The organism is Acinetobacter sp. CIP 102129, assembly GCF_000368305.1.
Taxonomy (GTDB): Bacteria; Pseudomonadota; Gammaproteobacteria; order Pseudomonadales; family Moraxellaceae; genus Acinetobacter; species Acinetobacter parvus.
The window spans coordinates 824,805-840,644 of record NZ_KB849341.1 but is presented as its reverse complement, the minus strand read 5'-3'; the positions used below and the strand labels follow the sequence as shown (position 1 = coordinate 840,644).

The window sequence follows — 15,840 nt, the reverse complement described above, 5'->3', positions numbered from 1 at the left end:
ATTATTGGTAACGATTGAATTCAACTGGGTCATGTGAACAAATTAACTCAATACTCGGTTCATGTTGAGCCAGATATTGTAAGTGCTTCAGATTGTGTAAACGTTGTTGGTTATCCTCAGCCAGTAATCGTTCTGTAAGGTCCAATGCTCTTAACCTGTTTTTAGGGTTGAGTTCCAAATGGGAAAAATAGGCATCTCCACAGAACAAAATCCAGCCATCCTGTTTTTTGACTGCAATCGCACTATGTCCAAGCGTATGACCGACCAGGGGAACCATCAGGATTTCATCCTGAAATAAAGGTAATCCCTTGACTTTTTGCAGATTAAACCATGCTTCACCATTTGTATGTTCAGCAAAATTCCAGTAACGGTGATATTTAAACTGTTCTGTTTTGTAACGATTTTTCCCTTTGAGTGATAAAGATTGAGTGGCATTAAATTCAGATGCCAATACATGCACGGTTGCATTTGGAAAATCCGAAATTCCGCCTGCATGGTCAAAGTCAAGATGTGAAACAAAAATGTGTTTTACATCATCCAGACTATAACCAAGCCGTTGAATCTGGTGGAAAGCACTCAAATGAATATCGGGCACAATCGCGCCGAATTTGGTCAGCAATGAGCCTAGACGTTGTTGAGTATGTAAATAATCTTGTGTACCCAAACCTGTATCAATCAGGACCAGCCCCCGATCAGTCTCAACCAGTAGACAGTGGCAGACTAAATGGGCTTTCCAGCCTTTTTGTCCAAACATAGGGGCGCAAACAGGGCAGAAGCTGCCACAAGTGAGATGATGGATATTGTAGATCATGGTGATTTTTCATTCTGTATTAGAAAGTTATTTTTATAACTGAATGACTTAGAGGCCACAATCTTTTTTGTAAAAAAGAAGTTAAGCTTATTCTGTATTTATATAGGCTTTAGCAAACGCTACGATAACTTCCCGAACGATCTTTTTTTGTGGTGTTGGAAGTGCTAGAAATGCTTCAAAAATCTCTTTATCTTTATAGCCGATCTCTTCTTGCCAATTAATTTCTCGTTGTTCAATTGCTTTTTGCATATCTTTATCAAATGCTAATTCTTCAGGTGGAACATTTAGCCATTTAGCTAATGTAAGTAGTTTGTCTGCTGAGGGAATAGCTGTACCAATTAACCATTTACGTACACCCTGCAATGTTACAGGTTCACCAAAATGACGCAAGTTGAATTCCCTTTCCAAAATGGCAGGTTTAGGTTGATAGCCTTGAGCTTGCATAGCTGCAATCAGGCGTTGGGCAAATAATAGCTTTTCACTAGTCATGCCTCTAAGAATAAAGTGATAACTAAACTATAGTTTAACGGCTTTACTGTTGGTTCACCTTTAAACTAAACTATGGTTTAGTAATTAATGTAACTTTAGAAAATGGCAAAAACACTTTTGGAACAACTGCCCGAAATTGTGGCAAAGGGACGCAAACAGGCGGAACAAATCTTAGAAAGTCTTGAGGGCAAGCATCGGGTAAGTTTACAAACTCGTGAATGGGTATTGCCTGCTAAAGACACCGCAATAGATGATTGGATTTATAACCAACAACGCCAACAGCACACAGAGCAAAAAGATTGGGTTAATCGTTTGGTGTATGGTGATAATTTGCTAGCCATGGCGGCACTTTTGGCAGGTGATGAACAAACGCCAAGCCTACGAGGAAAAGTTGATTTAATTTATATTGACCCACCTTTTGATTCTAAAGCGGATTATCGAACCAAAGTGGTTTTGCCCGATGTGGAGGTGGAACAACGTCCCACTGTATTTGAGCAATTTGCCTATTCGGATATGTGGCATAACGGCACAGCTTCGTATTTGGAAATGATTGTTCCACGTTTGATTTTAATGCGTGAGTTGCTTAGTGATACAGGCTCAATTTATGTACATTTGGATTGGCATGTGGGGCATTACGTTAAAATTGTGATGGATGAAATTTTTGGGAAGAAAAATTTTAGAAATGAAATTGTATGGTGTTATCGTGGTGGTGGCGTACCTAAAAATGATTATGCACCTAAACATGATATAATACTAAGATATTCCAAATCTGATAATTATTATTTTAATGTGGATGATGTCAGAATACCTTATTCAGATGATGTAATTAATTCATCACCATCTAGGTATGAAAAATCTTATCGTAGCAATGGCGTATATAGTGGATATGCACCTAATGAAAATGGCAAACATCCTGAAGATTGGTGGGAAATACAGCCTATTATGCCTTCAGATAAAAAGGAAAGGTTAGGTTATCCAACACAGAAACCTGAGAAACTTTTAGAGAGAATTATTAAAGGTTCTAGTAAAAAAGATGATTTAATCTTTGACTGTAATGGGGGAAGTGCTACAACCGCAGCCGTAGCCGAACGCTTAGGCAGACGTTGGATTACTTCTGATATAGGCAAACCTGCTTGTATGATTATGCGAAAGCGTTTAATCGACCAAAATGCAAAACCATTTTTATATCAGGCGATTGGCGATTATCAAATTGAAGCTGCCAAAAATACCTTAGGGCGTAAATTCCGTATTGGGGATTTAGCCCAAATCGTGGTGCAGCTATACGGTGCTTTACCATTAGCTCCCGAAGATAATCCAAATCGAAATTTAGGAAGAATTGGCAAAATTTTAGTTTTAGCCGATAGCCCAAGCAAAATGACAGGACTTGCCACCTTAAATAAAGCGATTGCCTTACGAGATAATTTAATGGGTGGTTGGGATAAAGTTACGGTTTTAGGTTGGAATTTTGAGCCTGCGATTGCCCAGTATATTACCGCTTTAAATGATGAACGTTTAGAAGTTTTAGTGATTCCACCTGATTTACTGGATAGATTAAAGAAAAAAGGCAGTTTGGAAAAACTTAAAAATAGCGTACGTTTTGCCAGTTTACAATATCTGACGGTGAAACCAATTCAACGTAAAATATTGGCAGAGAATGAACGTTTAACCATACAACTGGATAACTATGTTTTATTGTCCCCCGAAGCGATTAATTTAGATGAAAATAATCGCATCAAATTATTAAACGTCATGAATAAAGAACCATTGGCTTTAATTGAATATTGGGCGATTGACCCCGATTATGATGGTCAAGTATTCCGTTCAATTTGGCAAGATTATCGAGGCAATACCGCGAATGATGGCGACCCATTACGAGTAATTACCCAAACTACTTTAGATATTCCCTATAAACAAGGTAAACGTAAAGTTTGTATCCGTGCGGTTGATGTTTTTGGTTTTGAAGCGGAAGTGGTACAGGAGTTGGCAGAATGAAAAATCAGGACAATCAACTCATTTTAGCCGAAAAACTCACCAAAATCGTTGAACAGGTTTGTATTGGTTTAGAGCAAGGTGTGGCAGATATTCTCGATATGGTGACACCGATGACCGCCGAATTATTAAAATTTTGGTTTCATCAAGATTATTGTGCGGCTAGACGTTTTAATTTTCATCAAGGACAGAAACAGGCGATTTTAAATAGCATTTATGCTCATGAAGTATTACAAGTCAGAAGTTTACAAGACTTATATCAACAAGTTGTTCCTGATGATTTATTAACAGGAAGTCGTTTACACGAAATAAGTCAGATTAAACACCAACACCCCAAATATTGCCTAAAAATGGCAACAGGCACAGGAAAAACATGGGTATTACAAGCCCTGATGGTTTGGCAATTACTCAATAAAAACGAATATCCCGAAGATAAACGCTTTACCCGATATTTTATGATTGTTGCCCCTGGACTCATCGTTTATGACCGTTTATTAGATGCCTTTTGTGGCAAAATTAAAAATGGTGAACGTGATTTTAATAGTTCTGATGTAGCGTTATATGCCGAATTATTTAGCCCTGAACAATATCAGGATAAAATTTTTAGCTTTATTAAAAATAATGTCTGCGATAAAGAAAATATCGGTTTAAAAGCGGTGGGCGGTGGGTTATTAGCCATTAGCAACTGGCATTTATTAATGGATAATGTTGAAATTATTGAGGAAGAAGAACTTACCGCACAAGGTGCAGATATTGACCCTGTGCAACTGATTCAAAGCCTTTTACCTTTAACCCCTGCCAAAACCACAGGCAATAGTTTAGACACTTTAGACAAGCGGTTTGCTCGTGGGAATGTGTTGGATTATTTGGCTGATTTACCCGAACTGATGGTTTTTAATGATGAAGCCCATCATATTCATGAAATAAAATCAGGTGGTGAAGCCACAGAAGTAGAATGGCAAAAAAGTTTAACTACAATTGCCGCTAAAAAAGGTCGGCAGTTTGTCCAAGTAGATTTTTCAGCCACGCCATATAATGATATTGGTAGTGGTAAGAATAAGAAAAAACAATTTTTCCCGCATATTATTGTCGATTTCGATTTAAAAATGGCAATGAAAGCAGGGTTGGTTAAGTCGTTAGCTTTAGATAAGCGCAAGGAAATTGGCGCGTTACCGCTAGAGTTTAAAGCTGAGCGCGATGATTCAGGTAATCCGATTTTGTCCGAAGGACAACGGATAATGCTACGAGCAGGATTAGCCAAATTACGCAAACTGGAACAGGACTTTGCCCAGATTGACCCTAATCGCCACCCTAAAATGCTTGTAATGTGTGAAGATACTACGGTATCGCCTTTGGTCACACAATTTTTACAAGATGAGGGACTGGCAGAAGATGAAGTGATGTCGGTTGATTCAGGTAAAAAAGCCGAATTGGGACAAAAAGACTGGGAAGTGGTGCGAGAACGCCTATTTGATGTGGATAAACATGCTAAACCTCGTGTCATTGTCAGCGTTTTGATGCTAAGAGAGGGTTTTGATGTTAGTAATATTTGTGTGATTGTACCGTTACGCAGTTCACAAGCACAGATTTTACTTGAGCAAACTATTGGGCGTGGTTTGCGTTTAATGTGGCGTGATGCTGAATATAGCGAATTGAAAAAAGAAAATCGACAACGTATTAACCAAAAACAAGAACCGAATAACATGCTGGATATTTTATCTATTGTAGAACACCCTGTTTTTCAGGATTTTTATAATGATTTAATGCAAGATGGTTTAGTCGGAGAAATTACCGAAGATAGTGACGGTACAAGTAGTGTCGGGGATTTAATTTCTGTTGGATTGGTGGAAAATTATCAGGATTATGATTTTGCTATCCCTTTTATTTTGCAGGAACAAGATGAATATATTAGTCATCAATTAGAAGTTAAACAGCTTGCCAGTTTTAAAGCCATGCCAATTAAGCAGCTTAAAGACATGCTTGGTAAAGGTGATATATTCGTATCACAGGATTTACTTGCCAGTACCTTATTTGGGGATTATCGGGTCGATGGTTCTATCATGAATGTTGCAGGCTATAATGATTATTTAAGCCGTTTAACTCGGCGAATTGGACAAGCATTAAACTATTCTGTCAATAAAGGTAATCGGGTTTCACATCATGCAGCAAACCCATATTTACAAACAGGTACGGTATATTTAACAGCTTGGATTGACCAATATATTCGGGAGCAACTGTTTAGTATCCCATTTGAACCTTTGGATGATGAAAATTGGCGGATTTTACTGCTTGATCCTGTAATGCAGCATATTGTACGGATATTTTCTGAAGCCTTAGTCCAAGCAGAAGATACAGAAATTACAGGCGAAATACAGATAAATTACCGTCATTTGTCCGAAGTGGAAAAATTGCCGATGCGAGAGGGCAGTTCGCTTGAAGTACAGAAATGTATTTATCAGCGTTTATCTTATCCGACTCGTAGTGGTGGCTTGGAAAAAGCCTTTATTGAAGCGGCATTAATAGATTCAAATATCCAAGCCTTTTGTAAAGTCAGTGAGAATCGCCATCATTTTGTCCATTTACGTTATATCAATACTGATGGTATGCCTGCATTTTATTCACCTGATTTTTTAGTGCGAACAGATAAAGACATCTATTTAGTCGAAACCAAAGCACAGCAACAGGTCAATCATCCGAATGTTCAACGTAAACTCAAAGCTGCTGTGCAATGGTGTGAACGAATTAATCATTTATCGGCTGATTATCGAGAAGAACGACAATGGCATTATGTGTTATTAGGCGAATCAACTTTTTACGAGTGGTTGGGTAAAAATGCACGATTATCGGAAGTTTTACATTTCGCCAAAGTCCGAACGCAAACTAATACAGAACAATTAAAATTGGTCTAAATCTTTTAAATGTGTCCAATAGCTGTAGGCATTGGACACATTATTTTTTTACTCAGGCTGTGGTGTCAGTCTTAAATAAGGTTTCACTGCTGTATAACCTTTAGGAAAGCGTTGCTTGATTTCCTCTTCATCTTTCAGGGATGGCACAATCACCACATCCTCACCCTGTTGCCAATTGGCAGGTGTTGCCACTTTATGCTTGTCAGTCAGTTGCAGTGAATCCACCACACGCAACACTTCATTAAAGTTGCGACCTGTTGAGGCAGGGTAGGTGATGATCAGGCGAACTTTCTTGTTCGGGTCAATAATCACCAGGGAACGTACCGTTAAGGTTTCGCTGGCATTTGGATGGATAAAACCATAAAGCTCAGACACCTTGCGGTCTTTATCTGCAATAATCGGGAAATTCACTGTAGTGTTCTGGGTCTCGTTAATGTCCTGAATCCAGCCCTTATGTGATTCAACATCATCCACAGACAGTGCAATTGCCCTGACGCCACGTTTTGCAAACTCATCTTTCAGCTTGGCGGTATAACCCAACTCAGTAGTACAGACAGGTGTGTAGTCTGCTGGGTGTGAAAACAGGATTCCCCAGTCATCCCCTAGAAACTCATAAAAATCAATAATGCCCTCGCTTGATTCTTGTTGGAAATTTGGGGCTATATCACCTAAACGTAAGCTCATTCTTGGTCTCCTCATTCTGCTTATCTGATGCTGTGTCTTCTTACTATGCGCCAATTTATATATGAATCAAATCATTGTTTTTTTATTTGATTATAAGTTTTTCATATATAGGTGAGGTGTTGAGGATAAAAAAATGATCAGAATTTCATAGGCAAATCGATGTAACTTAAATGCAAATTTGCTACATTAACGCTCTTTGGTTATGCCTGTCAGAATCGCCTCGCAGATTTTTTTACCTGTTTGGATGCAAAGCACTTGTAGTTCTTATTTCTGGCTCCATAATAACAACCAAGAAAAAATTAACCGACCTAGAGTTTGTTGATCTTTACGACAAACCCTATAACAAACAGGATTAGAGAGTTTATTCATGTTGGCAAGTCTGATCGGAGGTATCTTCGGTACAAAAAATGAGCGTGAGCTCAAACGCATGCGTAAAATTGTTGAACAAATCAATGCGCTGGAACCGACGATATCTGCTCTTAGCGATGCAGACCTCTCTGCAAAAACTCCAGAATTCAAACAACGTTTTCAGAACGGTGAAAGTTTAGATAAATTATTGCCTGAAGCCTTTGCGGTGTGCCGTGAGGCGGCAAAGCGTGTCATGGGCATGCGCCATTATGATGTGCAGTTGATTGGTGGTATCACCCTGCACGAAGGCAAGATTGCCGAAATGCGTACAGGTGAAGGTAAAACCCTGATGGGTACACTGGCCTGTTACCTCAATGCCTTGAGTGGTCAGGGTGTTCACGTCATTACCGTGAACGACTACTTGGCACAACGTGATGCTGAGTTAAACCGTCCTTTATTCGAATTTTTAGGTTTAAGCATTGGGGTAATTTACTCCATGCAAATGCCTGCCGAAAAGGCGCAGGCCTATAATTCAGACATTACCTACGGGACCAACAACGAATTTGGTTTTGACTATCTTCGTGACAACATGGTGTTTTCTCTTCAGGAGAAAAAACAACGTGGTCTCAGCTATGCCATCATTGACGAAGTGGATTCAATCCTGATTGATGAGGCACGTACGCCGTTGATCATTTCAGGGCAGAGTGAAGACTCTTCCCATCTGTACCAGTTGATCAACAGTATTCCTCCGCAACTACGTCCACAGAAAGAAGAAAAAGTGGTTGATGGCGGACATTTCTGGGTTGATGAAAAACAGCGTTCAGTTGAAATGACTGAAATCGGTTATGAAACCGTTGAACAGGAATTGATTCGTATGGGGCTGCTGGCTGAAGGTGAAAGCCTGTATTCAGCAGCCAACCTGAATCTGGTTCACCATGTGACTGCGGCGATTCGTGCACATTACCTTTATCAAAAGAATGTGCATTACATCATTGGCATTAATCCACAGTCACAAAAAGAAGAAGTCATCATTGTGGATGAGAGCACGGGCCGTACCATGCCTGGCCGTCGTTGGTCGGAAGGTCTGCATCAGGCGGTTGAAGCCAAAGAGAACATGGAAATCCAGCCTGAGAACCAGACGCTGGCAACCACAACATTCCAGAACTATTTCCGTCTGTATAAAAAGCTTTCAGGGATGACGGGTACTGCCGATACTGAAGCAGCGGAAATGAAAGAAATCTATGGTCTGGATGTGGTGATTATTCCAACACACCGTCCAATGGTGCGCCAGGACCACAATGACCTGATTTATTTAAACCGTAATGGTAAATACAGTGCCATTATTGAGGAAATCACCAATATCCGTCAGCAGGGTGTTGCGCCAATCCTGATTGGTACAGCCACCATTGAGGCCAGTGAAATCCTGTCTGCCAAACTGTTGCAGGCTGGGATTCACCATGAAGTATTGAACGCCAAACAGCACGAACGTGAAGCAGATATTATTGCACAGGCGGGTAGTCCAAATGCGGTGACCATTGCCACCAACATGGCGGGTCGTGGTACGGATATCTTGCTCGGCGGTAACTGGAAAGCCAAGCTGGCGAAAATTGAAAACCCAACCCCTGAAGATGAAGCACGTTTGCAGGCACAGTGGGAAAAAGACCATGAAGATGTTCTGGCATCGGGTGGTTTGCACATCATTGGTTCTGAACGTCATGAATCACGCCGTATTGATAACCAGCTACGTGGTCGTGCGGGCCGTCAGGGTGACCCTGGTGTTTCGCGTTTCTATCTGTCGCTTGAAGATGACCTGATGCGTATCTTCGCGGGTGACCGTGTGGTGGCGATGATGCGTGCAATGGGCTTACAGGAAAATGAAGCCATTGAGCACAAGATGGTGAGCCGTTCCATTGAAAATGCACAGCGCAAGGTTGAGGCACGTAACTTCGATATTCGTAAGAACCTGTTGAAGTATGATGATGTCAATAATGAACAGCGTAAGATTATCTATTCGCAGCGTGATGAGATTCTGGCGGAAAGCACACTACAGGCCTACATTGAGGAAATGCACCATGAAGTGGTGAAAGGCCTGATTGCGAACTTTATTCCACCAGAGTCGATTCATGACCAGTGGGACATAGCTGGTCTGGAAAATGCCCTGCGTACCGATTTAGGCATTGAGCTTCCTGTTCAGCAGTGGCTGGACCAAGACCGTCGTCTGGATGAAGAGGGGTTGATTGAGCGTATCTCTGATGAGGTGATCAGCCGTTACCGTCAGCGCCGTGAACAGATGGGTGATGAGTCGGCGGCGATGCTTGAGCGTCACTTTATGCTGAACTCACTGGATCGTCACTGGAAAGATCACCTGGCGGCGATGGACTACTTGCGTCAGGGTATCCATTTACGTGGCTATGCACAGAAAAACCCTGAGCAGGAATACAAGAAAGAGGCATTCAACCTGTTTGTGAATATGCTGGCTATTATCAAGTCTGACGTGGTGACGGATTTATCCCGTGTCCATGTTCCGACCGCTGAAGAACTGGCTGAGTTAGAGGCTCAACAGCAGCGTCAGGCCGAATCAATGCGTCTTTCTTTTGAACATGATGATGTTGATGGCTTAACAGGCGAAGTGACCATTTCTGAAGAACCAGACCGTTCATTGGCAAATGCCCAGTTCGAAGTTCCAGAAAGCCGTAACGCACCATGTCCATGTGGTTCTGGTTTAAAATATAAGCAATGTCACGGTAAAATCTAGTTTTAGGCTGATTTTTAGCTGTTATGAAGAGCAGGACTTAAGTCCTGCTTTTTTACGAGAAGTAACTTGAGTCACAACTGGCTTTATAGTTAGATTATTGGGATTAATATTCTTGATTGAATGTGTATGAAAAGCGGGAAAGCAATGAAAAAAACATTAAAATTTTTGATTTTGGCAAGTGTGGCAGTTTCTGGTTTTGCAGTTGCGGAAGATGCACCACAAACAACCACTGTGGACAAGGTACTTGCCGCACAGGGCAACACCACAGCAGAGGCACAGGTAAAGCGTGATGTCACCACCATTATCAGCCCGCGCACAGGAATTCGTTATACCTTGGGTGATACAGGCAATCGTCCAATCGTTTTACAAACTGCGGCGATTGCGCCTGCAAACTCTGCAAATATCAACCGTATCGTGGCATCAAATCCAGCGCTTTCAGCAAAAAGTCAGGAAAAAGCCAAGATTGCTTTGATTGGTGAGGCGGCTGTTCAGGCGGCAGATATGGCAGCGCAAACCACCAGTGCCCAAACAGCTCAAACAAATCAATAACGATTGATTTTGCAATAAAAAAGAGATGCGATGACATCTCTTTTTTATTCATTGAAACTTTATTATAAAAAGCTCGGCAGCAAGATGAGTCCAATAATCATGCCAAACAACAGCCATTTAGACACATAGTATAAACGACGGTTACGTTGCTTTAAGCCACGGCCATAATGGTGTACCGCATAGCCATATTTAAAGATGCGGTTGATAAAGCCAGTCTTGTCCTGATCATCATTGGGTGAGCTTGCCGCAGACATGACATTGCGTCCAAACCAGTAGTTGAAACGTTGTGCCCATCCCCATTTCATTGGACGTTCGATGTCACAGAACAGGATAATACGGGTTTGATCAGTCTGGTTATGCGCCCAATGCACATAGGTTTCATCAAAAATGGTGGCTTCACCATCGCGCCAGCTATAACGTTCCTGATCGACCTCAATGAAGCAGTCATCGCTATTTGGTGTGACTAAACCTAAATGATAACGAACTGAACCTGCATAAGGATCGCGGTGTTTGCCTAAATAACTTCCTGATGGTAACTCAGTAAACATGGCAGCTTTGACAGAGGAGATACTTTCCAGTAATGCCACTGTTTTAGGCCAAAGTTGCTGCGCCGATGGGTGGCTGTCCTGATACCATTTTAAGTAGAAACGTTTCCAGCCACGTTTAAAGAATGTGTTAAAACCCGCATCATTATTTTTTTCCGCCGCCTTAATCTGGCTTTGGAGTTGAATGGCTTCCTCACGAATCATCTGCCAGTCATCCTGCAATGGCTTGAGCTCTGGGAACTGTGCCACATCAAAGAATGGTTGGTTTGGGAGTTTTGAAAAACCCGTCATAAACATGTTTACGGGTGCCAGAAACGTGGAGTGATCAAATAATTGTCTAGAGGCTTTTAAGCGTTCTTTACCACGATAATAGGTATATAAGAAGCTGAGCAAAAATACGGCAACGATAATCACTGCGTACATAACACAATCGCCTAAAAAATGGAAGCGGTAATTTTACCATAAAAAATATTTTGGAAAATTTTGTGATCTATTTAATGGGAAGGGCTTGGGTATTGCCCGATAAATGGTATTCCAGATGATCCAGGTTTTTTTATTTTTGGATCATCTGGAAAACGAGGTTTAAATCTGGTTATTTACATCATCATGCTTGGTTTCACGAATTAGTAAAAACGCGATTAAAGAGAGAATGGATGCCAAACTTAGATATAAACCAACAGCACCCAGACCATAATTTTCCGCTAGTTTGGTGGCGATATAAGGGGCAAAAGACGCACCAAAAATACCTGCCAAATTGAATGTCAAAGCTGAACCTGTATAGCGTACTGAGGTTGGGAAAATTTCAGAAAGTACAGTGCCAATCGGGCCATAAGTCAATCCCATGATGGAAAGGCCAATACAGAGGAACAGGAACACCAGTATTGGGTTGCCTGAACCCAGTAGTGGCGCAAAGCATAATCCGAACAGTGCGGAAAGTACGCAGACAGCAATCGAGGTATTTTTGCGGCCAAATTTTTCTGCAAAAATCGCAGACAGCGGAATAAATGCTGCAAAGCATAGCGTGGCGATCAACTGCAAGCCAAGAAAATCACCGCGTGCATAACCCAGCTTGGAGGTTCCCCAGTTCAACGCGAACACGGTGGTGAGATAGAACACCACAAAGGTACAGATTGCGGCAATGGTGCCCAGTACCAACATCGGGAAATGCTTGGTCATAACTTCCTTGAAAGGAACATTGACCTCTTTCTGCTTATTCAACACTTTTTGGAAAGCAGGAGTTTCATGCAGTTTTAAACGGATATACAAACCGACCAATACCAGAATTGCACTGGAGATAAATGGAATCCGCCAGCCCCATGTCATAAAGGCCTGTTCCGACATAAAGGCATTCAGCAGGAGGAATGAACCTGTTGCCAGGATAAAGCCAATCGGTGCGCCAAGCTGTGGGAACATGCCATACCATGCACGTTTACCCTCTGGAGCATTTTCAGTGGCAAGTAAAACAGCGCCACTCCATTCACCGCCTAAGCCCAAGCCTTGTCCTAAACGGCATAAGGCAAGTAGTAAAGGGGCAACAATGCCAATCTGGGCATAGGTTGGAAGCAGCCCGATACAGACAGTGGAAATTCCCATAGTGAGCAGGGCGGCAACCAGTGTGGCTTTACGTCCAATTCGGTCACCCAGATGTCCAAAAATCGCCGCACCAATCGGGCGGGCAATAAAGGCGATGGCAAAGGTTGCCAGTGATTTGAGTACCGCAGCACCATCACTGCTTTCAGGAAAAAATAAATGGGGGAAAATTAGGACTGCCGCTGTGGCGTAGATATAAAAGTCGAAAAACTCAATCGTAGTACCGACCAGACTGGCAAATAATACCCGTACCTTTGAATTACTGGCCACTTCAGTGGTGACAGTCGTAGCGTTTGACGACATACAAAACCTTAATGTGATTTATTCAGGAAACAGTAAAACCTGTCCTGAAATTTCTTTTGAATGCGGAATTTACCCAGCAAGCTGCCTGCGATGCATGGATTTATAATACATAGCAATAGATCGCTAAAAAGTGTAAACCTGCCCCTAATAGCACAAAAACATGCCAAATTGCGTGGCTATATCTTACCTTTTTTAAGGCATAAAACAATGTGCCAACCGTATACGCCAGTCCACCTGCAATCAGGAGCTGTATTGCATCCTTGGAAAGATAGCGCTGCATGTCATCCATCACCAAAACCGCCAACCAGCCCATCACCAGATAGCCTGCCAGGGACACTTTCTGGAAACGGTGAATAAACACCAGCTTAAACAATGTTCCAATCAATGCAATGACCCAGAGAGCAATCAGTAGGTGGTGTGCCTTTGCCGTTGGAATGGCAATGCTGAGAAAAGGCGTGTAAGTCCCTGCGATTAAATAATAAATAGCAGTATGATCAAGTTTTTTATACCAATAACGTTTACGTTCGTCCTGAGCAAAGTGATACAGCATGGAGCTGCTGAGCAACAACACCAGACTCAGCCCATAGACCCATAGGCTGATCCATTGTCCCAAAGGTAAACCATAGCCTTTCACAATCAGGAAGATCGCGGCAATAAATGCCAGTACAGCACCCAGGCCGTGACTATAGGCATTGATCAGTTCTTCCTGTGGATCATAATCGAGTGGGGAAGTTGAAGCCATTCATAGCTCATCCGAATAAAAATACAACTGTATCGTAATGCAATTTCCCTTTTAAAGTAAGACGCTTTAGAATTTAGTTTCTATTTGTCAGGTTTTCACTATGTTTGCGCCGAAATTTTCTTTTGAACAGGAACAGCAGTTTTTCTTGGATATCCAGCAATCTATTGAAAATAAAAGCTTTGAACGGCTGATTCTCAGTCAGTACAAAGGTGAACTGGCAGATCTGGAAAAGATGACGTTTCGCATGATTGAGTTGCAGGGGCAGCCAACCTTGTCTTGCCTGTATCACCACACTACTCAGGACATCACCAAAAACTATGCAATTGCTGAGGGGTTGGAGAAAATTGCTGAGTTATTGAACCTGTCTAAACAGGCAAATTTATTTACACTCAATCAGGATATTCAACTGAAGAAAAATAAAAAGAAAGCCATGTTCAATATCCAGAAAAAACAGGCTTCTGCAACCAAAGTGGAACAGCATCAGCATAACCGTGAAAAGCAGCGTTATGTTGATCAGCACAGCTCATTTTTAATGCATCTGGGCATTACCGATGAAAAAGGGCAGATCATTCCGAGCATGGCGCGTAAGTGGAAACAGATTAATAAGTTCATTGAAATCTTTTCCAATGCCTATGAACAGATTGATGCCTCACAGCAAGAGTTGAACATTGTCGATTTTGGTTCAGGCAAGGGCTATTTAACCTTTGCCTTGTATGACTATTTGTTGGCACAACATAAAACACCACTGATTACTGGTGTTGAACTTCGGTCAAATCTGGTGGAGTTCTGCCAAAATGTAGCTGATCAGGTCGGATTTCATCATCTCGATTTTTTTGAGGGGGATGTACGCAGTTATCAACCTGCAAAGCTGGACGTGATGATCGCCCTGCATGCCTGTGACATTGCAACCGACTTCGCCATTCATACAGGGATTCGCTTAAATGCTTCCATGATTATGTGCGCGCCGTGTTGCCATAAAGAATTAAGGCCGCAACTCAAGAGTCCAGAAGTGTTGCAACCGATGCTTCAGTTTGGGATTCATGCAGGCCAGCAGGCAGAAATGCTGACCGATACCCTACGGGCCTTATTGCTCAAGGCCTATGGTTATGAAACCAAGGTATTTGAATTTGTGGCATTGGCACATACCAGCAAAAACAAGATGATTCTGGCAACCAAACGCAAGGATATTCAACAGCCTGACCCAAACATCATGCAGCAGATTCAGGCCTTAAAAGCCATGTATGGCATTGAAAAACAATCTCTGGAATTGTTGTTGCAGGATCAAATGCCAGTCGAAAATCTGGGTTGCAAGTGTTAGGCGTGTTAAGATCGGTATGTTAAGCGTTGAAAATGGCGATTGGGATCAATTGCAGCAAGATGCCAGACTGATTCGGGAATTGGTGTTTATTGTTGAACAAAATATTCCTGAACAGGATGAGTGGGATGATCAGGATGCCATTTCACAGCATTTTGTGGTTTATGATCGTGATCAACCTGTAGCCACAGCGCGTCTATTGCAAAACAATAGTGTTGGGCGCGTGGCGGTCATCCAAAAATATCGGGGGCAGGGCATTGGACGAATGATTATGTTGGATATTATTCGCTATGCACAACAGCAACATCGTCCATTCCTCAAACTGTCATCACAGGTTCATGCCGTTCATTTTATGAAAAACTTGGTTTTGTCACGCAAGGCGATCCGTATGATGAATGTGGCATTCCCCATATTGAAATGATAATGCCACTTATACCATAAGTGTCATAGATTAATGGATTGAACTTAAACTCTATAATTTCTGGTATCAAATTTTAGGTATGCTAGCCCAATTCAATCATTCGTGGTGCTGATGTGTTTCAGTATTGCCTGTTTCAGTGGTCATGGAAGACTGTGACATTTCAGCCTGGGCTGCTGCTTTCTTCTGGTTCATTGGCATATAGTCAGGCTCATTATTTATGGCTAAATAAAAAATCACCATAAAGATAAAGCTTAAAATGCAAGTGATGATCAGTGCTTTCCAACCCCACGGCGAGGTTTCAGGACATAATTTCTCAGACATAAGACAAATTTCCAAAGGACAAAAAGTAAAGCAGAATTGGTATATTTATAGCACAATTTGTGATGGATT

At 41.7% G+C, this 15,840-nt stretch carries 12 protein-coding genes and 1 pseudogene; 6 read left to right on the top strand and 7 right to left on the bottom strand.

Features of this window, described 5'->3' with window-relative positions; all coding sequences use genetic code 11:
* Position 1 precedes the first annotated feature (1 nt).
* Positions 2–811: an MBL fold metallo-hydrolase gene (locus F973_RS12045; RefSeq protein ID WP_004762010.1), complete on the bottom strand. Its 810-nt coding sequence runs from the start codon at positions 809–811 to the stop codon at positions 2–4.
* An 87-nt stretch (positions 812–898) separates the two neighbouring features.
* Positions 899–1,300, bottom strand: coding sequence for a helix-turn-helix domain-containing protein (locus F973_RS12040; RefSeq protein WP_004762009.1), 402 nt, complete (start codon positions 1,298–1,300; stop codon positions 899–901).
* A 102-nt stretch (positions 1,301–1,402) separates the two neighbouring features.
* Between F973_RS12040 and F973_RS12035 the strand changes: the two genes are divergently transcribed.
* Together F973_RS12035 and F973_RS12030 are read left to right on the top strand one after the other, a co-directional pair.
* Positions 1,403–3,292, top strand: a complete 1,890-nt coding sequence (locus tag F973_RS12035; protein WP_004762008.1) for a DNA methyltransferase — start codon at positions 1,403–1,405, stop codon at positions 3,290–3,292.
* Positions 3,289–6,198, top strand: a complete 2,910-nt coding sequence (locus F973_RS12030; protein WP_004762007.1) for a DEAD/DEAH box helicase family protein — start codon at positions 3,289–3,291, stop codon at positions 6,196–6,198. The genes F973_RS12035 and F973_RS12030 overlap by 4 nt, the downstream gene beginning before the upstream one ends.
* 48 nt (positions 6,199–6,246) lie before the next feature.
* Here F973_RS12030 and F973_RS12025 read toward each other — a convergent pair whose 3' ends face one another.
* Entirely contained in the window at positions 6,247–6,882 is a 636-nt protein-coding gene (locus F973_RS12025; protein ID WP_004675621.1) for a peroxiredoxin, read from the bottom strand.
* Between the two features lie 367 nt (positions 6,883–7,249).
* Here F973_RS12025 and secA point away from each other — a divergent pair, with 367 nt between their 5' ends.
* Both secA and F973_RS12015 read left to right on the top strand, forming a co-directional pair.
* Positions 7,250–9,985 carry a preprotein translocase subunit SecA gene (gene secA / locus F973_RS12020; protein WP_004762006.1) on the top strand — a complete coding sequence of 912 codons (2,736 nt, stop codon included), beginning with the start codon at positions 7,250–7,252 and terminating at the stop codon, positions 9,983–9,985.
* Between the two features lie 144 nt (positions 9,986–10,129).
* A complete protein-coding gene (locus tag F973_RS12015) occupies positions 10,130–10,534 on the top strand; it encodes a hypothetical protein (protein WP_004757228.1) in 405 nt (134 codons plus the stop codon).
* Between the two features lie 62 nt (positions 10,535–10,596).
* Here F973_RS12015 and lpxO read toward each other — a convergent pair whose 3' ends face one another.
* The 3 genes from lpxO to trhA form a co-directional block, all read right to left on the bottom strand.
* Entirely contained in the window at positions 10,597–11,502 is a 906-nt protein-coding gene (lpxO, locus tag F973_RS12010) for a lipid A hydroxylase LpxO (protein WP_004762005.1), read from the bottom strand.
* A 159-nt stretch (positions 11,503–11,661) separates the two neighbouring features.
* Positions 11,662–12,972: an MFS transporter gene (locus F973_RS12005; RefSeq protein WP_004675630.1), complete on the bottom strand. Its 1,311-nt coding sequence runs from the start codon at positions 12,970–12,972 to the stop codon at positions 11,662–11,664.
* A gap of 100 nt (positions 12,973–13,072) precedes the next feature.
* Positions 13,073–13,714: a PAQR family membrane homeostasis protein TrhA gene (trhA, locus tag F973_RS12000; protein ID WP_004762004.1), complete on the bottom strand. Its 642-nt coding sequence runs from the start codon at positions 13,712–13,714 to the stop codon at positions 13,073–13,075.
* Between the two features lie 100 nt (positions 13,715–13,814).
* Here trhA and F973_RS11995 point away from each other — a divergent pair, with 100 nt between their 5' ends.
* Both F973_RS11995 and F973_RS11990 read left to right on the top strand, forming a co-directional pair.
* The gene (locus F973_RS11995) at positions 13,815–15,032 is read left to right on the top strand and encodes a class I SAM-dependent methyltransferase (protein ID WP_004762003.1); all 1,218 of its coding nucleotides are present in this window, start codon (positions 13,815–13,817) and stop codon (positions 15,030–15,032) included.
* 16 nt (positions 15,033–15,048) lie between these two features.
* A pseudogene (locus F973_RS11990) lies at positions 15,049–15,470 on the top strand (GNAT family N-acetyltransferase).
* Positions 15,471–15,546: 76 nt separating this feature from the next.
* Here F973_RS11990 and F973_RS11985 read toward each other — a convergent pair.
* The gene (locus F973_RS11985; protein WP_004762001.1) at positions 15,547–15,771 is read right to left on the bottom strand and encodes a flagellar basal body-associated FliL family protein; all 225 of its coding nucleotides are present in this window, start codon (positions 15,769–15,771) and stop codon (positions 15,547–15,549) included.
* Positions 15,772–15,840: the final 69 nt, after the last annotated feature.